This is a genomic window from Janthinobacterium sp. SUN100 (genome assembly GCF_030397705.1).
Taxonomy (GTDB): Bacteria; Pseudomonadota; Gammaproteobacteria; order Burkholderiales; family Burkholderiaceae_D; genus Janthinobacterium; species Janthinobacterium kumbetense.
This window is the reverse complement of sequence record NZ_JAPUBU010000002.1, coordinates 457,770-480,611: the sequence shown is the minus strand read 5'-3', so window position 1 is coordinate 480,611 and position 22,842 is coordinate 457,770. Positions and strand designations below refer to the sequence as shown.

Genomic DNA, 22,842 nt, shown 5'->3' with positions numbered 1-22,842 from the left:
TCACAATCCTATGGGGTAGGTTACCTGCCTGGGGGGCGGACAGCCTTCTGGGCCCGGAAACGTCTGCTTGCCCGTGTCATCGTAGCGCTTGCCGCAATCGACGAGCACGCGCTTGCGGAAGGTGTAGATGCTGGCCACCTTGCCGTTCGGGTGGTAGCAGATATAGTCGCCGTCGCGGTCGGCCGACGCGTAGCTGTTCATGGTTTGGCCATTCACCGTGCGCGTGCTGTGGCCGCTGCGCGGCTCCGTGCATTTGAGCTGGCCGCTTTCGTAATACACGTTGAAGACAGAGGTGTCGGCGGCGCGGTCGACCAGCAGTTCGTCCTTGCGCTTGCCGTTCGGGTAGTTCTCGTATCCTTCCTGGCGCTGGCCGTACTGGAAGGCGTAGTAAGACTGCGGCTTGCCGTCCGGGTAGTACATGTGGTGGTACTCGCACACGTCGTCGCGCGTGCTGCCGTACTCCTGGAAGGTGCAGCGGTGGATGTCGTTGAACAGCTGGCCGTCTTCATAGTATTCGCGCAGGTGCGTGAGCAGGCGGCCCTGATCGATGACGGCCAGGCGTTCCGGCTTGCCGTTCGGGTAGTAGCGCGCATCCAGGCCCTGCTTCTTGCCGTTGTCCCACAGGGTATCGAGGCGCAGGATCTTGCCGCTGTCGTCGAACGCCTGTTCGCGCCCATCGAGCTGGCCGTTGCGGTAGGTGGCCGTGTAGACCACGTATTCCTTGCCCGCCGGGCCAAGATAGCGCGTGCGGCTGCCATCGAGCACGCCGGCCTGGTAGTGGTCGCGCACGCGCAGCGCGCCTTGCGCATCCGTGTCGACCGCCTCGCCCTGTTTTTTGCCTTGCACAAAAGTGACACTTTGCGTGACCTTGTCCTTGAGCCTGAGTTTCCACGGCCCGTCGCGCAAGCCGTCGATGAAGCTGCCGTCGCCGTCTTCCGTGATCCACGCGCCATGGCGCGCGCCGTTGACGTAGTTGCCGCGCGTTTGCAGCTTGCCGCCCATGCTGCGCTCGTGCGGACCATTGAGCTGGCCGCCCGTGTAGGTGTCGAAGCCCGTCACTTCCTCTGCATCGGCATAGTTGACGACCGTCCAGCGGCCTTCGCGCTTGCCGGCCCGGTACATGCCGCTCTCGCTCTGCCTTGGATAATCGAAGCGCCACAGGCCTTCCTGCAGGCCGTTGACGAAATGTCCCTTTTCGCTGCCTTCGTGCATGCCTTCGCGTACCCACAGTCCCTGGCGCTTGCCCTTCACGTACTGGCCCCGTTCGACCACCGAGCCATCGTCCCAGGCCAGGCTGTAAATGACGGACGGGCCGTCTGCGCTGCCCGTGAACTGCCGCGGCGCCGTTTCCCACGTCACTTGCCACAGGCGGTAGTTGGGCAGGATGCCCGCGCCCGCGTCGCTGTACATGGTGTAGCTGGCCGTCAGGTAGTGGTCACCTTTTTTCAGGAATGTTTTCTTGTAGGTGATGGCGTCCTTGCCGCCAGCGGCCACGGGCTTGCCGTCATCGCTGTAGTAGCCGACGATGGTGCCTTGCGTATGGTCGATGGCGTCGAAGTCCGCATTGCCGCTCTTGCCTCGGGCGACGCTGTAGTCCATCGGCGCCAGTTTCGCCAGCGCGGCCTTGACCAGTCCCGCGTTGGGACTGGCGCTTTGCGCCGCGATGCGGTTCAGGGCCGGCTGCAAGCCATCGAGGCGCCGGTATTTGCCGGAACTGCGGTGGTAGCGGTAGGCGCGCAAGCCGTCCTTGCCACCCTGGCGGAACAGCACCAGCATGGTTTGCACGCTGTCGTCCGTTTCCTTGTCCAGCGAGGCGTAGAAGACGGAGCGGATGACGGCATTGCCGAACTGGTCGAGCAAAATCGGTTTCGCGCTGCCGCTCTTGCACCCGCAGTAATAGCCGTTGACGCCATCCTTTTCCTTGAGGAAGGCGATATCGAAGCCGCTGTCCTGCGATGCGCTGATGGCGGGATGGGCGAGGCTCTTGCCTTCATAAAAGGGCGCGCCATGGGCCAGCGCGGAGCAGAGGAGCAAGGGCAGAAGCAGACGTTTCATCGTGTGGCTGGCGCCGGGGCGCCGCAATGGAAAGGCCACGATTCTGCCTGCGTTCTTACTTGTGGGCAAATATGCGCCTATCGTGCGCAGGTGTTCGCCCTGCGGGTCAGGGCTGGTGCGCGGCGCAGAAGTCCAGCAGCAGCTGCTCGCCGTCCGGCCACGGGCCGTAGCCGGCGTCGCCGTTGATATGGCCGGCGTCGCCGATCAGGGTGAAATCGCTGCCCCAGGCGGCGGCAAATGCGCGTGCGCGCGCGAAGCTGACGTAGGGATCATCGCCGCTGGCGACCACCAGGCTGGGGAACGGCAAGGCTTGCAGCGGCATCGGCGCAAAGCCCGTGGTGCCGGATGGGTAGGAGGGCGCTTCCACATCGCTGGGGGCGACGAGGAAGGCGCCGGCGATCCTGTGCGGCGAGCCGCTGGCCGCCCAGTGGGCCACCAGCGTGCAGGCCAGGCTGTGCGCCGCCAGCACGGGCGGACGCTCGCAGGCGGCGATGGCGCGGTCGAGCTCCGCCACCCATTCGTCCTTGTCCGGCGTCTGCCATTCCCCGTGCGGCACGCGCGACCATTGCGGGTGGCGCGCTTCCCAATGGGTTTGCCAGTGCTGCGGCCCCGAATTCCACAAGCCGGCCAGGGTCAGGACGAGAGGCGACATCATTTCTCCTTATAAATAAAATGCCAGACAAAATCGTAGCGAGCGGCAACGTATTGTGGCCGAGACGCGCAGCTGTGCGCATGCACAGTGAGCATCGCAGGCCGCAAGGCGCGCCGCGCAGTAGATTTGGTCTGGCATTTTTATAGCTCCGTGCGCAGGGCGAACAGCTCCGGGAACAATACCACGTCGAGCATCTTGCGCAAATAGCTCACGCCCGCCGTGCCGCCCGTGCCCGTCTTGAAGCCGATGATGCGCTCCACCGTCGTCACATGGCGGAAGCGCCAGAAGCGGAAGGCCGTTTCCAGGTCCACCAGCTTTTCGGCCAGTTCGTACAGGGCCCAGTGTTTCGACGGGTCGCGGTAGACTTCCAGCCACGCCGCCTTGACCGAGGCGTCGGAGGCGGTCGGCAGGGTCCAGTCGGCGTTCAATCGTTCGGCGGAGATGGGCAAGCCGCTGCGCGCCAGCAGCTTGATGGCTTCATCGTAGACGGAGGGCACGCGCAGGGCGGCGTCGAGCACCGCATAGGTTTCCGGCGCCGTCGTGTGCACGCTGAGCAGGGCGGCGTTCTTGTTTCCCAAAATGAATTCGATTTCGCGGTACTGGAAGGACTGGAAGCCGGACGAGGCGCCCAAGTAGGGGCGGATGGCCGTATATTCGGGCGGCGTCATGGTGGCCAGCACGTCCCAGGCATGCACCAATTGATCCATGATGCGCGCCACGCGGGCCAGCATCTTGAAGGCTGGCGCCAAATCGCCGCTTTGCAGGTTGGCGCGCACGGCGTGCATTTCGTGCAGCATCAGCTTCATCCACAATTCGCTCGTCTGGTGCTGCACGATGAACAGCATTTCGTTGTGGTTCGGCGACAGCGGATGCTGGGCCGTGAGGATGCGGTCCAGCGCCAGGTAGTTACCGTAGCTCATAGATTCGCTGAAATCCATCTGTGCGCCATGCCACTGCGCGTCCTGGGCGCCGGCATGCATGGGGCAGCCGCTGGTGTTTTCCTTGTTCATAGTCTTGTCGTCGCTCATGGGATGGTTCAGGTGACCGCATCGCGCTTGGCGGCGATGTCGTAGGCTAGTGTGTCGAGTATGTCGCGCAGGATCTCCACGGCATCCCATACGTCGGCAAAACTCGTGTACAGGGGCGTGAAGCCGAAACGCATGATGGCCGGTTCGCGGTAGTCGCCGATCACGCCGCGCGCGATCAGCGCCTGCATCACGGCATAGCCGTGCGGGTGCGTGAAGCTGACCTGGCTGCCGCGCCGCGCATGTTCGCGCGGCGTGACGAGGCCCAGCGGATGGCTGGCGCAGCGCTGCTCCACCAGCGCGATGAACAAATCGGTCAGGGCCAGCGACTTGTGGCGGATGGCTTCCATGCTCGTTTGCGCAAAGATATCGAGGCCGCATTCGACCAGGGCCAGCGAGAGTATCGGTTGCGTGCCGCACAGGGCGCGGGCGATGCCGTCGGCGGGCGCGAAGCCCGGATCCATGGCGAACGGCGTGGCGTGGCCCCACCAGCCGGACAAAGGCTGGCGGAAGCGCGCCTGGTGTTTTTCCGGCACCCAGATGAAGGCGGGCGAGCCGGGGCCGCCGTTCAGGTATTTATAGGTGCAGCCGACGGCCAGGTCGGCGCCGGCGCCATTCAGGTCCAGCGGCACGGCGCCGGCCGAATGGGCCAGGTCCCACAGTGCCAGCGCGCCGTGCGCGTGGCAATGGCTGCTGATGGCGGCCATGTCGTGCTGGTAGCCGGTGCGGTAGTTGACGTGCGTGAGCATGGCGACGGCGCAATCGGCGTCGATGGCTTGCGCCAGTTCCTCGGGATTGTCGACCAGGCGCAGCTGGTAGCCACGGTCCAGCCAGGCAGCCAGGCCCTGTGCCATGTACAGGTCGGTGGGGAAGTTGCTGCGTTCGCTGACGATGATGCGCCGCGCTGCCCGCGCCGGATCGCCGGCCTGCATCTGCAGGGCGGCGGCCAGGGCCTTGAACAGGTTGACGGAGGTGGTGTCGGTGATCACCACTTCGCCTGTGCCGGCGCCCAGCAGCGGGGCCAGGCGGTCGCCCAGGCGCTTGGGCAGGTCGAACCAGCCTGCCGTATTCCAGCTGCGGATCAGGTCCGTGCCCCATTCGGCCGTGATGACGTGCTGGGCGCGGGCCAGGGCCGCTTTCGGCCGCGCGCCCAGGGAATTGCCATCGAGGTAAATCACGCCTTGCGGCAAGTCGAATTGCTGGCGCAGGGGCGCCAGGGGATCGTCGAGGTCGCGCGCGCTGCAGTCATGTCGAGAAATCATGGTGGCTTTCATATTGATACTTGTCTGGATGGCATGATATTGCTTGAGGCTTAAAGTATCACGCGGAAGTGGCAGTGTAGCAAATCCCCGTCGCAAAACGTGTTTCCTGGCATGGACAGGCGGCGAAAAAAATGCCTGCTTGTGGGGCGTCAACGAAAAAAATCACGATTTTTAAAAATATTTTCAAATAGCCCTAAAGTTTTGCCAGGCGCCGCCGTCAACGATTACATGAACGGCGTCAAACCGACGGAAAAAGAATGCAGCTTTTTTAAATATTTTTCAAAAAAGCCCTAAAGTTCCTGCCAAGGCAGCCGTTATCTCAGTAGACAGGCTTGATTCTTATCAAGTTGTTGTAAAAAAGTGATATTTTTTACAGGCCAAAAGTCGGGCAAATCCGGCACAGAGCCAACCTCCCACATCCGCGCCGTTGCTGGCGTGCGACCATGATCGAGCAGTGTTTGTCAGACAAACACCTACGATCCCATCCGCTATTCCCCGACCAAAAATACAGCGCTTTGCCTCTGTTGCGTTTAATGTTGCTCCTGCAGAATGTATCTCACTGGCAACACACAACGCCAGCTGAATTCAACGGATTGAGGAGATGGAAATGACTGCTAACGACATGATGGCTGAGATTCGCGACGCTAACCTGAGCTACCTGATGCTGGCCCAGCAAATGATTCGTGCGGACAAAGTAACGGCCATCTTCCGTTTGGGCATTGCCGCCGAAATCGCCGAACTGATCGAGGGCATGAGCAATGCGCAGATCCTGAAACTGGCAGGCGGCAACATGATGCTGGCCCGCTTCCGCTTCGACGACAGTGCCATCCTGGGCATGTTGACGAACTACAATAAAGACCGCTCGCTGGCCCAGTCCCATGCTGCCATCCTGATGGCCGGCCAGGGCGTCGAAGAAATCGCTTAAGGTTTCCGACCTTATCAGTCAGTATCAGTCAGTAGTGGAGTACACAGCATGGCCAAGAAAAGTGTCGTATCGGAAGCGCAGGAAATCCAGCTGGCCATCGAATTGATACAGCTGGGCGCCCGTTTGCAACTGCTGGAGACGGAAGTCTCGCTGTCGCGCGAACGCCTGCTGAATCTGTACAAGGAATTGAAGGGCGTCTCGCCGCCCAAGGGCATGCTGCCGTTTTCCACCGACTGGTTCATCACCTGGCAACCGAATATCCATTCCTCGCTGTTCATCAATATCCACAAATTCCTCGTCGACCACGCCGGCGCTACCGGCATCGAAGCCGTGATGAAGGCATATAAGCTGTATCTGGAGCAGATGCCGCCCGAAGCGGGTGAAGAGCCCCTGCTGTCGCTGACGCGGGCCTGGACCCTGGTGCGCTTTTTCAGCAGCAAGATGCTGGACATGGCGCCCTGCGGCAAGTGTGGCGGCAAATTTGTCGTCAACTGCCTCGACCTGAACGCCGATTATGTGTGCGGCCTGTGCCACATGCCTTCGCGTGCTGGCAAGACCAAGAAGGCGCGCGATGAAGCGGCCGCTGTCGCGCCGCCGGGTGTCGCCGCCTGATGCTGCCTTAATAGCTGCCCGAATAATAGCCTCAGTGAAAACCGGAGCGGTCGCCAGACCGGACTCCGGTTTTTTCATGGTGCTTTCGCTTACACTGGCGTTTTCCTCCTTTGACTGCCCCATGCTGCAACAAATCCTGCGCGCGCCCGCGCTCAAGGCCATCCTGATCCAGGTGCTGGCCTTTCCCTTGATGTTGCTATTGGTATATGGCCTGGCGCGTGCCGGCGTGGCCATGTCGTTGCCGGCCGTGGCGTTGGTGCAGGGCATGCTGGCGGCGCTCATCACGTGGCGCGCGGGACTGGCGCGCTGGTGGTGCGCCATCGGCCTGCTGTTTGCGCCCGCCTTGCTGGCGGCCAGCCTGCTCGATTTGCCGCCGGCCGTGTTCCTGGTGGCCTTTGTCTTCCTGCTGAGTTTGTACTGGTCGACGTTTCGCACGCAAGTGCCGTTTTATCCGTCGGGGCCGAAGGTGTGGCAGGCGGTGGCCGAGCTGATCGCGGACCGTCCCGGCGTGCGCCTGGTCGATATCGGCAGCGGCCTGGGCGGCCTGGTGCTGGACCTGGCGCGGCGCCGGCCCGATGGGCAGTTTTCCGGTATCGAGCTGGCGCCGCTGCCGTGGCTGGCAAGCCGCTTGCGCGCAGGACTGGCGGGCAGCCGCGCGCGCTTCCTGCGCGGCGACTACGAGGCGCTCGATTTCGGCCGCTACGATGTCGTCTTTGCCTACCTGTCGCCGGCGGCGATGGCGGCCCTGTGGCGCAAGGCGGAAAGGGAAATGTTGCCCGGTAGCATGCTTCTTAGTTACGAATTCCAGATTGCGGCACGCGAGCCCGATAAGACCATCGCCGCCACAGAGGGTGGCCCTTTACTTTACATATGGTGCTTTTAAGCAATTGTCTGCGTTATTTGCTTGCCCGTGGGGCAATCTCACGTTATTGTAGTTCCACACGGCATTTTCTCGGAATTGCATTGAAAAGCAGCGCATTTCAATTAACTTCCGGTTGCTTTTTTTGCCGCTGTCTTTGCCGGCGGCGCAGCCGCCAGAAGACAGGAACAGGTTTGAACACGCCGGGCATATAGCCCCGGCCATTATTGGGAGTCAGGGCACTTGTTAGTCATAATCGGATACATCATCGTCTGCGCCTCGGTCTTTGGCGGCTTCGCGTTGGCCGGCGGCCATCTGGCGGCGCTGTTCCAGCCGCTGGAGTTGCTGATGATCGGCGGCGCCGCCCTGGGCGCCTTCCTTGTTGGTAACAATAACAAGGCCATCAAGGCGACGATCGCCGCCTTGCCCAGCCTGTTCAAGGGTTCGCGCTATACCAAAGAACTGTACATGGAACTGATGTCGCTGCTGTTCGAAGTGCTCAGCAAAGTGCGCAAGGAAGGCTTGATGTCGATCGAAGGCGATATCGACAAGCCAGAGGAAAGCCCGCTGTTTTCCAAGTATCCGGCCGTGCTGGCCGACCACCACATCGTCGAATTCATGACCGATTACCTGCGCCTGATGGTGTCGGGCAATATGGATGCGTTCCAGATCGAAAACCTGATGGACAACGAAATCGAAACGCACCATCACGAAGGCGCCGTGCCGGCCCACGTGATCGCCAAGGTGGGCGATGGCTTGCCCGCCTTCGGTATCGTCGCTGCCGTGATGGGCGTGGTGCACACGATGGAATCGGTGGGTATCCCGCCGGCCGAACTGGGCATGCTGATCGCGCACGCGCTGGTCGGCACCTTCCTCGGCATCTTGCTGGCATATGGTTTCGTCGGACCGCTGGCCAGCCTGCTGGAACAGAAGCTGGAAGAGTCGAGCAAGATGTTCCAGTGCGTGAAAGTGACCCTGCTGGCCAGCCTGAACGGCTATGCGCCGGCGCTGGCCGTGGAGTTCGGCCGCAAGGTGCTGTTCTCGACCGAGCGCCCGACGTTCAATGAGCTGGAAGACCACATCAAGAAATCGAAAACGAAGTAAGCAGTGAATATACGCCTGGACACCATGAGTCATTTGCAGCACACGGAAGGGGGACGCCATGGCCGATGAAGGCATGCGCCCGATTATCGTCAAGCGTATCAAGAAGACGGCTGGCGGACACCATGGCGGGGCGTGGAAAATCGCCTACGCCGACTTTGTCACGGCCATGATGGCCTTCTTCCTGCTGATGTGGCTGCTGGGCTCCACCTCGAAGGGCGACTTGAACGGCATTTCCGAATTCTTCAAGACCCCCTTGAAAGTGGCCATGGCGGGCGGTTCCGGCAGTGGCGAAAGCAATTCCGTGATCCAGGGCGGCGGCCAGGACTTGTCGCGCCAGGATGGGCAAGTGCGCAAGGCGCAGGAAGAGCAGCAGCGCAAGTCGTTCGACCTCAATTCCGCCAAGGCCGCGCTCGAACGCGAGGAAGGCAAGCGCCTGCAGGCGCTCAAGGCGCGCATCGAAGCGACCATCGACGCCAATCCCCTGCTGAAAAAATACAAGAACCAGTTGTTGCTCGATATCACCAGCGAAGGCTTGCGCATCCAGATCGTCGACGAGCAGAACCGTCCGATGTTTGCGCTCGCCAATGCGAATCTGCAACCGTACACCAAGGAAATCCTGCACGCCATCGGCTCCGTGCTCAATGAAGTGCCGAACCGCATCGGCCTGTCCGGCCATACGGATTCGACGCCCTACATGAGCGATGCCGGCTATAGCAACTGGGAATTGTCGGCCGACCGCGCAAACGCGTCGCGTCGCGAACTGGTGATTGGCGGCATGAAGGAAGAGAAAGTATTGCGCGTGGTGGGACTGGGCTCGGCCGCCCACCTGGACAAGCTCGACCCCTTCAATCCGATCAACCGGCGCATCAGCATCATCGTCATGAATAAACGCACGGAAGAAAATGTCCTGCGCGATGGCTCGGCGATCGAGCTGCCGGTGACCGATGCCGCTGCCGCCGCTGTCGCTTCAGGGCTGGCGGCCGGTGCGCCGCCCGCGGCGGCGCCAGCCCCCAGCCCGGTAGCGGCGAAAAAATAACACGCAAGGCTGTCGACGCGTGGTGTATTGAAACAATGAGACCTTTATGACAAGAAAGAAAATACTTGGCTCGCATGTAAAGCGCCTGCTGTCTGGCGTGTCGGACCATGGCCGCAAGCACTTGACGGAGGTGGAAACCGACCTGGTGCAGACCGGCATCTTGCTGGAAGAGGCGATCGAGAAGCTGTCCTTCAATTTCATGGCGATACACGCAGCTGTTGCTGCGCAGCAAGATACCATCGCCTTGCTGCTCGACGGCGGTATTCCGGCCGAGCAGCAGCGGGAAAAACTGCTGGCGTTGCAGGATGAGGTGGGGGGCTACGTGAATGCCGCCATCACCAGCCTGCAGTTCCAGGACATGACCAGCCAGCTGATCGAGCGTACCTTGAAGCGCGTGACGGGCTTGCGCGAGTTCCTCGGAACCCTGGGCTCGCATGGCGCGGAGATGTTGCCGGAGAGCGACAATGAAGAAATTGTCGCCTTGCTGGGGCGGGTCAGCATGGCGCTGGCGATTCAAAGCCTGGAGTTGCGCAGCGTGCTGCGCAAGGCTGTCAGTCAACAGCATTTGGAAAGTGGCGACATCGAGCTGTTCTAGCATGCCAGTGCGGAACGCTTGTGGTTGCATGGATTGATTAATCAAATACTCGGGCAGGATGCCCGGAATAAGTGGGAGCAAAGATGGCCAAAACGATACTTGCAGTGGACGATTCCAGCTCATTGCGCCAGATGGTGGCGTTCAGCCTGAAAGCCGCCGGTTACCAGGTGGTGGAGGCCGTCGACGGCCAGGATGGACTGGAAAAAGCCAAGCTGCAAACCGTGGACCTGGTATTGACGGACCAGAACATGCCGCGCATGGATGGCCTGGAGCTGATCAAGCTGCTGCGCGAACTGCCGACCTATCAGAAGGTACCCATCCTGATGCTGACGACGGAGTCGTCGGACGAGATGAAATCGAAGGGACGTGCCGCCGGCGCCAATGGCTGGCTGGTCAAGCCGTTCGATCCGCAACGCCTGATCGAAGTGGTCAAGAAGGTGATCGGCTGATGCCAGCCGCGCAGCACAACGATGCAATTGACGGAGTCACCCTATGACCATCGATATTAGCCAGTTTTTTCAGGTCTTTTTCGATGAGGCCGAAGAACTGCTGGCTGAAAAAGAACGGCTGCTGCTGGCCGTTGATATTGCGGCGCCCGACGCCGAAGACCTGAATGCCATTTTCCGCACCGCCCATTCGATCAAGGGCGGTGCATCGACGTTCGGCTTGAGCGACATGAGCGAGGTAACGCACATCCTCGAGTCGCTGCTCGACCGCATCCGCCAGGGCCAGATGGCCCTGACAGCGGAACACGTCGACGCCTTCTTGGCGGCCAAGGATATCCTCAAGATGCAGCTCGACGGCCACCGCCTGGGCAGCGCCGTCGACCAGGATGCCGTGGCCAATGTGCGCATGATGCTGCAGTCGTTCTCGCAGGACGTGCCCGTGGCCGCGCTCACGCCCGTCGCGCCGGCCTTCCATACGGCGGAAAAGGCCGCCGTCAGTCATGCCGGCGGCCATCGCATCCGCCTGGAGCTGCCGGCCATGGAGCCGCGCGAAGTCGATGCGCTGGCGGCCGAACTGGGCTTGCTGGGCGACGTCGTGGTATCAAGCCTGCCCGACGCGCGCAAGGTGCTGGAAGTGACGACGCATGAAAGCCTGGACGATATCCTGGCCATCTGCTCCTTCGTGCTCAATCCGGACGACATGGTGATCACGCAGGCGCCGCCACTGGCGCCAGGTGAAGCCGAAGCGGCCCGCGCGGCGCAGGAAAAAGCCCAGGGCTACGGCTTCTTCGACCCGCTGCCCGGCGCGCAGGGCGCGGCCGATCCCGGCTACGGCTTCTTCCAGCCGCTCGAGGACATCCGCGCCGCCGCAGGCGTGCAGAGCGAGGCCGAACAGGGCTACGGTTTCTTCCAGCCGCTCGAACAGATTCGCGCCGACGCGGCCAAGGCGGGCAACGCCGGCGCCGCCGCCACGCCGGTCGTGGCCAGCGCCGCGGCCGAAGCGGAGCTGGAAAAGAAACCGGCCAAGAGAGAAGGCGACAAGGCCGGCGCCGAGTCGTCGTCGATCCGCGTCTCGATCGAAAAAGTCGACCAACTGATCAACCTGGTGGGCGAACTGGTGATCACGCAGGCGATGATCGAGCAGCGCGCCAGCGCGCTCGACCCGATGCTGCATGAAAAACTGCTCGACAGCGTCAGCCACCTGACGCGCAATACGCGCGACTTGCAGGAAGCGGTGATGTCGATCCGCATGATGCCGATGGATTTCGTCTTTTCGCGCTTCCCGCGCATGGTGCGTGACCTGGCGACGAAACTGGGCAAGAAGGTCGACTTCATCACCAATGGCGCCGCCACGGAGCTGGACAAGGGCCTGATCGAGCGCATCGTCGATCCGCTCACGCACCTGGTGCGCAACAGTATCGACCATGGCGTGGAAATGCCGGCCGCCCGCGTGGCCGCCGGCAAGACCGAAGCGGGCCGTTTGTTCCTCTCGGCCAGCCACCAGGGCGGCAACATCATCATCGAAGTATCCGATGACGGCGCTGGACTGAACCGCGAGCGCATCCTGGCCAAGGCCGCGCAGCAGGGCCTGGACGTGTCCGAGACGATGAGCGACGCCGACGTGTGGCAGCTGATCTTCGCGCCCGGCTTTTCCACCGCCGAAGCGGTCACCGACGTGTCGGGCCGCGGCGTGGGCATGGATGTCGTCAAGCGCAATATCAGCGCCATGGGCGGCGTCGTCGACATCCGTTCGGCGAAGGGTTTCGGCACGACGATTTCCATCTCGCTGCCGCTGACCCTGGCCATCCTGGACGGCATGTCGATCCGCGTCGGCGACGAAGTATATATTTTGCCTCTGGGCTTTGTCATCGAATCGCTGCAGCCGGCCGTTGAGGATATCAAGGACATCAGTGGCAAGGGCCAGGTGGTGAAAGTGCGCGGTGAATACCTGCCTTTGATCCCGCTGTACCAGATGTTCGACATCGCGCCGCGCTTTACCAGTCCCTCGGAAGGCATCTGCGTGATCCTCGAGACGGAAGGGCGCAAGGCGGCCCTGTTTGTCGACGACCTGGTGGGACAGCAGCAGGTCGTGGTGAAAAACCTCGAATCGAATTACCGCAAGGTGGTGGGCATTTCCGGTGCCACCATCCTGGGCGATGGCGGCGTGTCGCTGATTCTCGATGTCGCCGCCCTGATCCGTTCCTCTCGCCAGCTGGCCGACGAGTCCATTTTTTCGTAATACCGATAGATAAAGATAGGAAAACGCACCATGTCAGATACTCAACAAACATCCGGAAGCAATGCGGGCGACGGCAAGGACATCGCCGGCCGTGAATTCCTGGCCTTCACCCTGGGCTCCGAAGAGTACGGCATCGATATCCTGAAGGTTCAGGAAATCCGCGGCTACGAAGCGGTTACCCGCATCGCCAACGCGCCTGAATTCATCAAGGGCGTGATCAACCTGCGCGGCATCATCATTCCCGTGGTCGACATGCGCATCAAGTTCAACCTGGGCACGCCCGTGTACGACCAGTTCACGGTGGTGATCATCCTGAACATCGGCGGACGCATCGTCGGCATGGTGGTCGACAGCGTTTCCGACGTCACCACCCTGACGCCGGAGCAGGTCAAGCCGGCGCCGGAAATGGGCACCGCCTTCTCGACCGACTACATGATCGGCCTGGGTACCATCGACGAGCGCATGCTGATCCTGGTCGATATCGACAAGCTGATGTCGAGCAGCGAGATGGGCCTGATCGACAAGCTGGCGGCGTAAGAGGTCGCATGGCAGCAAGGCGGCGCCCGGTGCGCCGCCGTTTTGGCACGCAAAGAATCACTACAGATATGCATGTACCGGCGCGAGCAGAGGCGCGCCGGCAGGCTGCAAGGTCCGTCAGAGACCAGGCCACAACACGGCGCCGTCCGGTTGAACTGGCGCCGTTCACATAAATATTGGAGACTGTAATGAGTTTGCGCGATTTCAAGATAGGCACCCGGCTGGGGATAGGTTTTGGCAGCATCCTCGCCATCCTGGTGGTAGTGATCGTTTCGGCGAATGCACTGAATTACCGTAACAAGGCCCAGCTGCTCACGGGTCTGGAGCTGGCAAGCGAAAAGAATACGCAGGCGTCGCTGATGAAAAGCGCGATGCTGGAAACGGGTATCGCCATGCGCAATATCGGCCTGCAGGGCGATGTGGGGCTGATGCAGGTGGAAGAGGGCAAGGTGCGCGAGCAGCGCAAGCTGTACGACGGCGCGCGCGGCAAGCTGGCCAGCCTGGGGCTGTCCGAGGGCGAGAAGGCGCTGCTGGCCAATATCGCCAAGGTTGACGGCGAAGTCGATGCCGCCTTCAAGGAAGCGATGGGGCAGGTGCTGGCGTTTAACAGCGAGGGCGCGGCGAAGGTGATTGCCACCCGCATCGATCCCTTGAACAAGACGACCCTGGCCGACATCAACAAGCTGCTCGACTTGCAGCATGTGGCGCAGCAAAGCTTCATGGACGACTCGCTGGCGGCCGATGCGCGCCTGATGACGGTGCTGTTCATCCTGGGTGGTGCGGCGGTGGCGATCGGTGCCTGGTGCGCCATCTTCATCACGCGCTCGATTACGGTGCCGTTGTCCGGCGCCCTGGCCGTGGCGCAGAAGGTGGCTGCCGGCGAGCTGACGGCGCGCGTGGTGGTCGAAGGCAAGGATGAAACGAGCGCCTTGCAGCAGGCGCTCAAGGACATGAACGCGAGCCTGGTGCAGACGGTCAGCGACGTGCGCCAGGGAACGGATACGATTACCGTGGCGTCGCGCGAGATCGCCAGCGGCAATGCGGACCTGTCGGCGCGCACGGAAACGCAGGCCAGTTCGCTCGAAGAGACGGCATCGTCGATGGAAGAACTGACGTCCACCGTGAAGCAGAACGCGGACAACGCACGCCAGGCCAACCAGCTGGCCGTGTCGGCGTCATCGGTGGCGGAGCAGGGCGGCAAGGTGGTGGCGCAAGTGGTCGATACCATGGGTTCCATCAAGGACAGTTCACGCAAGATCGTCGACATTATCGGCGTCATCGACGGCATCGCGTTCCAGACGAATATCCTGGCCTTGAATGCGGCCGTCGAAGCGGCACGCGCCGGCGAGCAGGGACGCGGCTTTGCGGTGGTGGCGTCGGAAGTGCGCAACCTGGCGCAGCGTTCGGCTGGTGCAGCGAAAGAGATCAAGGGCCTGATCGGCGACTCGGTCGACAAGGTCGATGCGGGCAGCCGCCTGGTGGACGAGGCGGGGCAGACCATGGGCCTGATCGTTACGTCGATCCGGCAGGTGGCCGACATCATGGGCGAGATCACGGCGGCAACGCAGGAACAGAGCCATGGCATCGAGGAAGTGAACCAGGCCATCGCGCAGATGGACCAGATGACGCAGCAGAACGCGGCGCTGGTCGAGGAAGCGGCGGCGGCGGCCGAAAGCATGCAGGACCAGGCGCAGAAACTGGCCGACGCCGTCAGCATCTTCAAGCTCGATGGCGAGAGCGGGGCGCAGGCGGCCATGCCCGCACCCGCGCCAGTAGTCAAGATGGCTGCACGGCCGGCACCGAGTGTGGCGGCAAATACACGGCGGTTGGCAAAGACGGCGCAAGCCGGCACGCCACCGCCCGCGAAAAAGCTGGCGGCGGCCGGCGGCGACGATTGGGAAGAGTTCTGACGCCAACCCGGTCCCGCTAGTTATACTTGCAAAGGCATTGGTCAGAGTAGTCATAGAGAGGTAAAAACAAAATGCCGCAAACTAAAACGGATTCGGTCAAGGAATTTGATTTCACCGGCAAGGACTTTGAACGGGTCCGCGCCATGATTTACAAGCGGGCCGGCATCGCGCTGGCCGACAGCAAGCAGGAGATGGTCTACAGCCGTCTGGCGCGGCGCCTGCGCGCGACCGGCATTTCCTCGTTCGTCCGCTACCTGGACGACCTGGAAGCGGGCCGCATGGGCGATGAGTGGGAAGCGTTCACGAATGCGCTGACGACCAACCTGACGTCGTTCTTCCGCGAGGCGCATCACTTCCCGCTGCTGGCCGAGCATGTGAAAAAACTGAGCGGGCCGATCACCATCTGGTGTTCGGCCAGTTCCACCGGCGAGGAGCCGTATTCGATCGCCATGACGGTGTGCGAGGCATTCAATACGCTCACGCCGCCCGTCACCATCATCGCCACGGACATCGACACGAACGTGCTGGCCACGGCCGCCAATGGCGTCTACAACCTGGACCGGCTAGACAAGATGCCGGCCGACCGTGCGCGGCGCTTTTTCTTGCGCGGCAAGGGCGATCGCGAGGGGCAGGTGCGGGTGCGCCCGGAACTGCGCCAGATGATCACCTTCAAGCCGCTCAACCTGCTGGCCGACAGCTGGCCGGTGACGGGCCAGTTCGACGTCATCTTTTGCCGTAACGTGATGATTTATTTTGACAAGGCGACGCAGCGCAAGATCCTGTCGCGCTTTGTGCCGTTGATGAAGCCGGATGCCCTGCTGTTTGCGGGCCATTCGGAGAATTTTCTGTACGTGTCGGATTCATTGAAGCTGCGCGGTAAAACAGTCTATGAGCTCGATCAGCCTCGGGGCACCGCGCCCAAGGCATCGTCGCATCGTACATGAGAGTGAAATATGAGCCTGGAATCCAAAGAGCAATTCGCCACTAACGTCTATTACGACAGGACGTTCAATTGTGACGCCGCCAAGATCTTGCCTGGTGAGTATTACTTTACCAACAAGGACATGCTGATCGTCACCGTGCTCGGCTCCTGCGTCTCGGCCTGCATCCGCGACCGCGTCACGGGCCTGGGCGGCATGAACCACTTCATGCTGCCCGACGGCGGCAGCGATCCGAATAGCCCGATTTCCGCGTCGATGCGCTATGGTACCTACGCCATGGAGATCCTGATCAACGATTTGCTGAAGGCGGGCGCGCGGCGCGAGAACATGGAAGCGAAAGTGTTCGGCGGCGGCGCCGTGCTGCGCGGCTTCACGGCGATCAACGTGGGCGAACGCAATGCGGCTTTCGTCATCAATTACCTGAAGGCGGAAAAGATGCGCGTGGTGGCCGAGGACTTGAACGACATCCACCCGCGCAAGGTGTATTTTTTCCCCCGCAGCGGCAAGGTGCTGGTGAAAAAGCTGATGCAGACGCATAACGATACGCTGGTGCGCCGCGAACTCGATTACGCAAGCCGTCTCAAAGTCGCGCCAGTCGGCGGCGAAGTCGAGCTGTTCTGACAAACACCAGACCAAACCTGCTGCGCGTCGCGCCGTGCGGCTTGCGGCGATTTTGTCCGGTGTACTAATTTAATAAAGAATAAGGGCCGCAAGGCCTGGAAGGATAACTATGAAGATCAAAGTATTGATCGTGGATGATTCGGCCTTGATCCGCAGCGTGATGACGGAAATCGTGAACAGCCAGCCCGACATGGAAGTGGTGGGCGCTGCGCCCGATCCGCTGGTGGCGCGCGAGATGATCAAGCAGACCAACCCCGACGTGCTGACCCTCGACGTCGAGATGCCGAAGATGGATGGCCTCGACTTCCTGGAAAAACTGATGCGCTTGCGCCCGATGCCGGTATTGATGGTGTCGTCGCTGACCGAGCGCGGTTCGGAAATCACCATGCGCGCGCTGGAGCTGGGCGCGGTCGATTTCGTCACCAAGCCGAAGATTTCCATCCAGAGCGGCATGCGCGAGTACACGGACATGATCGCCGACAAGATCCGTGCCGCCTCGAAGGCGCGCATCCGTGCGCGCACCCTGCCGTCGGCCAGCGACAAGGTCGCCGCGCCGCTGCCTGCGCTGCGCAGCCCGTTGACGTCGAGCGAAAAGCTGATCATCGTCGGCGCCTCCACGGGCGGCACGGAAGCAATCCGCGAATTCCTCATGCAGATGCCGTCCGATTGTCCCGGCATCCTGATCACGCAGCACATGCCGGAAGGCTTTACGCGCTCGTTTGCGCGCCGTCTCGATTCGCTGTGCAAGATATCGGTGCAGGAAGCGGCAGGCGGCGAACGGGTACTGCCCGGCCACGCCTACATCGCGCCCGGCCATTCGCACCTGACCCTGACGCGCAGCGGCGCCAACTACATGACCAAGATCGACCAGGGTGAGCCGGTAAACCGCCACCGCCCGTCCGTCGACGTGCTGTTCCGTTCGGCCGCGCAATCGGCCGGTAAAAATGCCGTCGGCGTGATCCTGACCGGCATGGGCAAGGATGGCGCACAAGGCATGTTGGAGATGAAGGCTGCAGGAGCGTATAATTTTGCGCAGGATGAAGCCAGTTGCGTGGTGTTCGGCATGCCGCGCGAGGCGATCGCCGTCGGTGCTACGCATGAGGTCGGCGCTCTGACGGCGCTGCCTGGCATGGTGCTGGGACACCTGGCTGCGCATGGCATGCGTGCTTTGCGCGTGTAAGCCACGTTTTATATGATCTGAGGCAAGTTTGTTCGCCTAAAAGCAACGAAAATGCTATCCTACAACTTGCTGCCGTAGTGTCGACCATAATGTCGGCATTCATGTCGATATTATTAACAAACCGCTACAGAAACAACGGAGTTATTCATGGCTGATCCAAAGATGAAATTTTTAGTCGTTGACGATTTTTCGACGATGCGCCGCATTGTCCGGAATCTGTTGAAGGAACTGGGTTATGCCAACGTCGATGAGGCGGAAGACGGCGTGATGGGCCTGGCCAAGCTGCGCGCGGAATCCTACGATTTCGTCGTGTCGGACTGGAACATGCCAAACATGGATGGCCTGACGATGCTGCAGCATATCCGCGCCGATCCCGCACTGGCCAAGCTGCCCGTGCTGATGGTCACCGCCGAAGCGAAAAAAGAAAACATCATCGCCGCCGCCCAGGCTGGCGCCAGCGGTTATGTCGTCAAGCCGTTCACGGCCGCGACCCTCGATGAAAAGCTGAACAAGATTTTCGAGAAGCTGGAAAAAGCCGGCGCCTGATCACGGCTTGATACCGATCAAGAAAAACGCTGCCAATGCGAATTGGCAGCGTTTTTTTTCGTCCGCAAAAAACTCAGACCAGCCCGCCATTTGCGCGCAGGGTCTGGCCATTCACCCAGCGGCCATCCGGCCCTGCCAGAAAAGCCACGGCGGCGGCGATGTCGTCCGGCGTGCCCAGGCGCTCCAATGGCGCCATCTTGCCCATGCGCTGTATCGTTTCTTCCGTCTTGCCGTTCAAGAACAACGCCGTGGCCGTGGGGCCGGGGGCGACGGCGTTGACGGTGATGTTCTTGCCGCGTAACTCTTTTGCAAAGATATTCGTCATCGTCTCGATGGCCGCCTTGGTAGCGCCGTAGACGGCATAGCCGGGCAGGGCCAGGCCGATCACGCTGGTGGAGAAATTGACGACGCTGCCGCCGTGGCGCAAGCGCGTCGCCGCCTGGCGCATGGTGTTGAAGCTGCCCTTGACGTTGATGGCGAACAGGCTGTCGAAGGTGGCGTCGTCCGTGTCGGCCAGGGCCGGCAGCGCGGGCGGCATGATGCCGGCATTGTTGACCAGCACGTCGACGCCGCCGTAAGCCGCCTCGGCCGCATCGAACAGGGCTTGCACCTGGCCCGCGTCGGCGACGTTGGCCTTGACGGCGATGGCGGTGCCGCCGTCGGCCACGATGGCCGCCACCAGCTGCTCCGCTTCCACGTTGCCGCTGGCGTAATTGACGACGACCCGCATGCCGTCGCGCGCCAGGCGGCGGGCGATGGCCGCGCCGATGCCGCGCGAAGCGCCCGTGACGATGGCGACCTTGGCCGGTATAGCTGCTGTGTTCATGGGTGTTCTCCTGTCGTGGTGGGAGGCCCGCATGCTGTCGCTGCGAGCCAGTACAGCCATTGTCATCTTTATTGATTGATGGATAAAGATGGGTTTGATGACTTCAGTGTGCAAATTGCATTAACAATTATCCCAAGCTTGCCGAGTACGGACAGAGAAGATCCCGCTGCCTGTAGATAATTGCGTAAGGGAATGAAATATTTCCCAAAGTTAACTTTACACGTCAAATAATTTGGCCCATGATCGCTGCAGTATTTCCCCTTTGTCCCCGACCCCGACAAGAAGGAGCGCACGATGCGCCGAGCACCCGTATTATTTTTCGCCCTGAGCACGGCCCTGTTAACGGCCTGCGGCGTGAGCCTGGAGCAAACGGCCGTTGCGCCCGTCGCGTCGGTCGAGATGCAGGAGCCTGCCGCGCAGCCGGTAGCCGAAGCCGATGGCCGGCATGCCTATTTGCACCGCGTGGGCGGCCATGACTATGTCAGCCTGAGCCAGCATGGCCCGCAGGGCGGCTTGCCGATACTCACGGGTACGCAGCGTCATGCGCACGCCATCCGCCTGCTGGCGGCCGATCCGGCCCAGGCTCGGGCCATCCTGCGCAGCCTGAGGCTGCCTGCGAACCAGCGCAAGCTGTGGGCGGGAGAAGAAATCGTGCTCGATGCGGCCAGCTATGACATGTTGCAAGCGGCACGCGGCAGCAACAGGCCGCTGTTTGCCGAACTCAAGCTGGTAGGGATGGAGAAGTAAGGAAAAGAAACAGAAACAGAAACGGGACCGAATGGCCCCGTCGCGGTGACGCTTGGAGATGGCGCTTAAATTTCCAGGTTGTCGATCAGGCGAGTCTGTCCCAGCTTGGCGGCGGCCAGCACCACCAGCGGTTCGCCGGCAGCCAGTTCGGCGGCGTTCGGCGCCTGCAGGTTGGCGCGCTTGCGCACGGCGATGTAGTCCGATTTCCAGCCGCGGCCGTCCAGCAGCTGCATGGCCGCCTGTTCCAGTTCGCCGACGGCCAGGTTACCCTTGCGCACTTCCTCGGCGACGAAATTGAGGCCCTTGTACAGTTCAGGCGCTTCCGCGCGTTCGCTTTCCGATAGGTACATATTGCGCGAGGACAAGGCCAAGCCATCGTCTGCGCGGTAGGTCTCGGCGGCGATGATTTCCGTCGGCAGCGCGAACTGGCGCGCCATGTTGCGGATGATCATCAGTTGCTGGTAATCCTTCTTGCCGAACACGGCCACTCTCGGACCCACGCACGAAAACAGCTTGGTGACGACCGTGCACACGCCTTCGAAGAAGCCGGGACGGAATTCGCCTTCCAGGGTATTGCCCAGGTCATCGGGCGGGCGTACGCGGTATTCCTGCGGCTCCGGGTACAGTTCCTTTTCCGTGGGCGCGAACAGCACGTACACGCCTTCCTTTTCCAGCTTGGCGATGTCGGCCGCCATGGTGCGCGGATATTTCTCGAAGTCTTCGTTCGGGCCGAATTGCAGGCGGTTCACGAAGATCGAGGCGACGACGGGGTCGCCATGCTTGCGCGCCAGGCGCATCAGCGACAGATGGCCTTCGTGCAGGTTGCCCATGGTGGGGACGAACGCCGTGCGCAGCTGTCCGCTGAGCTGGTCGCGCAATTCTTCGATGTCGGAAATAATTTTCATGGATTGCTTTCGCTAAAACCCCGTTGTACGGTGGTCAGTGACAAAGGGAAGGGATCAGGCGGGCGAATAGGCCAGCCGGACGTAGATGGGGGCAAACGGTTCTGCCTGTGTGATTTCGATCAGGGTTTCCTTGGCCAGTTCCAGCAGGGCCACGAAGTTGACCACCACCACGGGCACGCCGCCGGCAATGTCGAACAGCTCGCTGAATTCGACGAAGCGCGACGATTGCAAGTGGCGCAGGATGCTCGACATGTGCTCACGCACGGACAGTTCCTGGCGGCTGATGCGGTGATGCTGGGTCAGTTTCGCGCGTTTCAGCACGTCGAGCCACGCCTGCTGCAAGTCCACCGGTTCCACGTCGGGCCAGGTGGGCGTCAGGCTTTGCTCGATGAAAATCTGCGTGCGCACGAAATCGCGTTCGAACTGCGGGATGGCGTTCAGGTCGTAGGCGGCCAGCTTGATCTGCTCGTACTCGAGCAGGCGGCGCACCAGTTCGGCACGGGGATCGCCGCCATCTTCCTCGACGTCGCTCTTGCGCGAAGGCAAGAGCATGCGCGACTTGATCTCGATCAACATGGCCGCCATCAACAAATACTCGGCGGCCAGTTCCAGGTTGCGCACGCGGATCTGGTCGACATATTTCAGATATTGCAGGGTCACCTGCGCCATCGGGATATCGAGAATGTTGAAATTTTGCTTGCGGATCAGGTAGAGCAGCAAGTCGAGCGGGCCTTCGAAGGCTTCGAGGAAGATTTCCAGCGCGTCCGGCGGAATGTACAAATCCGTCGGCATGCGCATCATCGGCTCGCCATACAGGCGGGCGATGCCCAGCGGGTCGGCGGCGGGCGCCGCGTCCGTTACTGCCGTGGCGGATGCTGCAGGGTCGCCGCTGCCGTCGCCGCCAGCGGCGGGTTCGGGCGACTCGATGACTGCGCCGGCGCCGGAAGCGTCGGCTTCCGGCGTGACTGCAGACTCTTCAGGCAACATCGTGCCGGTTCCAGATCTTAGTTCTTGTTCTGGTAAACGTAAGCCTGTTGCTTGACGGCCGACGCCAGCTGGCGCTCCTGCTCATCGATGCTGACGGCCGGCTTGTCCCACAGCAGGGCGCGGCCCGCTTGCTGGCCCGCTTCCATGCCAGGATTCTTGGCCTTCAGTTCAGCGATGAACAAGGTGTGGTCGGATACGTAGTTGTTGTGTTTTGCAGGCAGTTTCATATTCTCTTCTGAGTGTCTTATAGGTAAGGTCAGCCGGCCGTATTTTACCGCGCCGTGCCGCCTGGCGGGTTGTTGTATCGGCAAGTCCGGGGCGAAATTGCTAAAAATCAATAACGCAACAAACGCCGCATCACCATCGGCGCCGGTTCGGCGGGGTTGGCGTGCGAATATTCCAGTTCTTCGGCCAGGTCGAATTCGAAGGCCGCATAAAAATCGATCAGCTTGCGCTGGTCGCGCCGCACGGCCAGGCGCAATTCCTCCGCCTGGCACGACAGGCCGTGATGAATGATGGCTTCCAGCAAATGTTGCGAAACGTGGCTGCCCCGGTAGGCGGGCAGCACGCCCATGCGTGAAATCTTCCAGATGGCGGGATCGCTGTCGAGCGGCATCCAGCGCAGCGAGCCGGCTGGAATGTCGTCGATCAGCAACAGAAAACCGCCGCCGTGGCGCAATTGCTCTTCCACCTGCTGCGCCGTCTCGTGGTGTCCACTGGACGAGGCCGCCACCTTGCCGGCCCACGCGGCGCGGGTCAGTTCGGCCATCAGTTGTGCATCGGCATTCGTTGCTTCGCGCACCACGATATTCATCATCGGTCCTTGTGCGGG

24 protein-coding genes are annotated in these 22,842 nt (G+C 61.6%); 15 read left to right on the top strand and 9 right to left on the bottom strand.

Annotated elements, in window-relative coordinates:
* The 4 genes from O0881_RS14420 to kynU form a co-directional block, all read right to left on the bottom strand.
* Window positions 1-2,055, bottom strand: a complete 2,055-nt coding sequence (locus O0881_RS14420) for a hypothetical protein (protein WP_289911861.1) — start codon at window positions 2,053-2,055, stop codon at window positions 1-3.
* A 106-nt stretch (window positions 2,056-2,161) separates the two neighbouring features.
* Complete coding sequence (locus O0881_RS14415; RefSeq protein ID WP_289906579.1) at window positions 2,162-2,707, bottom strand: alpha/beta hydrolase; 546 nt, start codon at window positions 2,705-2,707, stop codon at window positions 2,162-2,164.
* Between the two features lie 140 nt (window positions 2,708-2,847).
* Window positions 2,848-3,717, bottom strand: coding sequence for a tryptophan 2,3-dioxygenase (gene kynA, locus O0881_RS14410; RefSeq protein WP_289912233.1), 870 nt, complete (start codon window positions 3,715-3,717; stop codon window positions 2,848-2,850).
* 26 nt (window positions 3,718-3,743) lie between these two features.
* Window positions 3,744-4,994 carry a kynureninase gene (kynU, locus tag O0881_RS14405; RefSeq protein ID WP_289911860.1) on the bottom strand — a complete coding sequence of 417 codons (1,251 nt, stop codon included), beginning with the start codon at window positions 4,992-4,994 and terminating at the stop codon, window positions 3,744-3,746.
* A gap of 607 nt (window positions 4,995-5,601) precedes the next feature.
* Here kynU and flhD point away from each other — a divergent pair.
* The 14 genes from flhD (at window position 5,602) to cheY (ending at window position 18,545) form a co-directional block, all read left to right on the top strand.
* Window positions 5,602-5,919, top strand: a complete 318-nt coding sequence (flhD, locus tag O0881_RS14400; RefSeq protein WP_034758381.1) for a flagellar transcriptional regulator FlhD — start codon at window positions 5,602-5,604, stop codon at window positions 5,917-5,919.
* 48 nt (window positions 5,920-5,967) lie between these two features.
* Entirely contained in the window at window positions 5,968-6,531 is a 564-nt protein-coding gene (gene flhC, locus O0881_RS14395; RefSeq protein ID WP_099664754.1) for a flagellar transcriptional regulator FlhC, read from the top strand.
* A gap of 121 nt (window positions 6,532-6,652) precedes the next feature.
* Window positions 6,653-7,414: a class I SAM-dependent methyltransferase gene (locus tag O0881_RS14390; protein ID WP_289911859.1), complete on the top strand. Its 762-nt coding sequence runs from the start codon at window positions 6,653-6,655 to the stop codon at window positions 7,412-7,414.
* A gap of 219 nt (window positions 7,415-7,633) precedes the next feature.
* Complete coding sequence (gene motA, locus O0881_RS14385) at window positions 7,634-8,494, top strand: flagellar motor stator protein MotA (RefSeq protein ID WP_077401985.1); 861 nt, start codon at window positions 7,634-7,636, stop codon at window positions 8,492-8,494.
* A gap of 58 nt (window positions 8,495-8,552) precedes the next feature.
* Window positions 8,553-9,530 (top strand): flagellar motor protein MotB, encoded by a 978-nt coding sequence (gene motB, locus O0881_RS14380; RefSeq protein WP_077401988.1) that lies wholly within the window; start codon window positions 8,553-8,555, stop codon window positions 9,528-9,530.
* Window positions 9,531-9,576: 46 nt separating this feature from the next.
* Window positions 9,577-10,125, top strand: coding sequence for a chemotaxis protein (locus O0881_RS14375; protein ID WP_077401991.1), 549 nt, complete (start codon window positions 9,577-9,579; stop codon window positions 10,123-10,125).
* A gap of 83 nt (window positions 10,126-10,208) precedes the next feature.
* Window positions 10,209-10,574 (top strand): response regulator, encoded by a 366-nt coding sequence (locus O0881_RS14370; RefSeq protein ID WP_034758362.1) that lies wholly within the window; start codon window positions 10,209-10,211, stop codon window positions 10,572-10,574.
* A 43-nt stretch (window positions 10,575-10,617) separates the two neighbouring features.
* Window positions 10,618-12,810 carry a chemotaxis protein CheA gene (gene cheA, locus O0881_RS14365; protein WP_289911858.1) on the top strand — a complete coding sequence of 731 codons (2,193 nt, stop codon included), beginning with the start codon at window positions 10,618-10,620 and terminating at the stop codon, window positions 12,808-12,810.
* A gap of 30 nt (window positions 12,811-12,840) precedes the next feature.
* Window positions 12,841-13,347, top strand: a complete 507-nt coding sequence (locus tag O0881_RS14360; RefSeq protein ID WP_034758356.1) for a chemotaxis protein CheW — start codon at window positions 12,841-12,843, stop codon at window positions 13,345-13,347.
* Between the two features lie 188 nt (window positions 13,348-13,535).
* Complete coding sequence (locus O0881_RS14355) at window positions 13,536-15,257, top strand: methyl-accepting chemotaxis protein (protein WP_289906584.1); 1,722 nt, start codon at window positions 13,536-13,538, stop codon at window positions 15,255-15,257.
* A 71-nt stretch (window positions 15,258-15,328) separates the two neighbouring features.
* Window positions 15,329-16,201: a CheR family methyltransferase gene (locus tag O0881_RS14350; protein ID WP_251351875.1), complete on the top strand. Its 873-nt coding sequence runs from the start codon at window positions 15,329-15,331 to the stop codon at window positions 16,199-16,201.
* A gap of 9 nt (window positions 16,202-16,210) precedes the next feature.
* Window positions 16,211-16,819 carry a chemoreceptor glutamine deamidase CheD gene (gene cheD / locus O0881_RS14345; RefSeq protein ID WP_034758343.1) on the top strand — a complete coding sequence of 203 codons (609 nt, stop codon included), beginning with the start codon at window positions 16,211-16,213 and terminating at the stop codon, window positions 16,817-16,819.
* 109 nt (window positions 16,820-16,928) lie between these two features.
* Window positions 16,929-17,999 (top strand): chemotaxis response regulator protein-glutamate methylesterase, encoded by a 1,071-nt coding sequence (locus O0881_RS14340; RefSeq protein WP_034778028.1) that lies wholly within the window; start codon window positions 16,929-16,931, stop codon window positions 17,997-17,999.
* A gap of 147 nt (window positions 18,000-18,146) precedes the next feature.
* On the top strand, window positions 18,147-18,545 hold the full coding sequence (gene cheY / locus O0881_RS14335) for a chemotaxis response regulator CheY (RefSeq protein ID WP_010396677.1): 399 nt from the start codon (window positions 18,147-18,149) through the stop codon (window positions 18,543-18,545).
* 73 nt (window positions 18,546-18,618) lie between these two features.
* Here cheY and O0881_RS14330 read toward each other — a convergent pair whose 3' ends face one another.
* Window positions 18,619-19,371: an SDR family oxidoreductase gene (locus O0881_RS14330; RefSeq protein ID WP_289911857.1), complete on the bottom strand. Its 753-nt coding sequence runs from the start codon at window positions 19,369-19,371 to the stop codon at window positions 18,619-18,621.
* Between the two features lie 294 nt (window positions 19,372-19,665).
* Here O0881_RS14330 and O0881_RS14325 point away from each other — a divergent pair, with 294 nt between their 5' ends.
* Complete coding sequence (locus O0881_RS14325) at window positions 19,666-20,118, top strand: hypothetical protein (RefSeq protein ID WP_289911856.1); 453 nt, start codon at window positions 19,666-19,668, stop codon at window positions 20,116-20,118.
* Between the two features lie 65 nt (window positions 20,119-20,183).
* On the opposite strand, the gene panC is transcribed toward O0881_RS14325, so the two are convergent.
* The 4 genes from panC to O0881_RS14305 all read right to left on the bottom strand — a co-directional run bounded on the left by panC (window position 20,184) and on the right by O0881_RS14305 (window position 22,824).
* Window positions 20,184-21,023 (bottom strand): pantoate--beta-alanine ligase, encoded by an 840-nt coding sequence (panC, locus tag O0881_RS14320; protein WP_289906586.1) that lies wholly within the window; start codon window positions 21,021-21,023, stop codon window positions 20,184-20,186.
* Between the two features lie 54 nt (window positions 21,024-21,077).
* On the bottom strand, window positions 21,078-22,010 hold the full coding sequence (locus O0881_RS14315; protein ID WP_077402012.1) for a ScpA family protein: 933 nt from the start codon (window positions 22,008-22,010) through the stop codon (window positions 21,078-21,080).
* A gap of 17 nt (window positions 22,011-22,027) precedes the next feature.
* Window positions 22,028-22,237, bottom strand: a complete 210-nt coding sequence (locus O0881_RS14310; RefSeq protein ID WP_034778041.1) for a DUF3460 family protein — start codon at window positions 22,235-22,237, stop codon at window positions 22,028-22,030.
* Between the two features lie 107 nt (window positions 22,238-22,344).
* Window positions 22,345-22,824, bottom strand: a complete 480-nt coding sequence (locus O0881_RS14305; RefSeq protein ID WP_034778216.1) for a GNAT family N-acetyltransferase — start codon at window positions 22,822-22,824, stop codon at window positions 22,345-22,347.
* Between the last annotated feature and the right edge of the window lie 18 nt (window positions 22,825-22,842).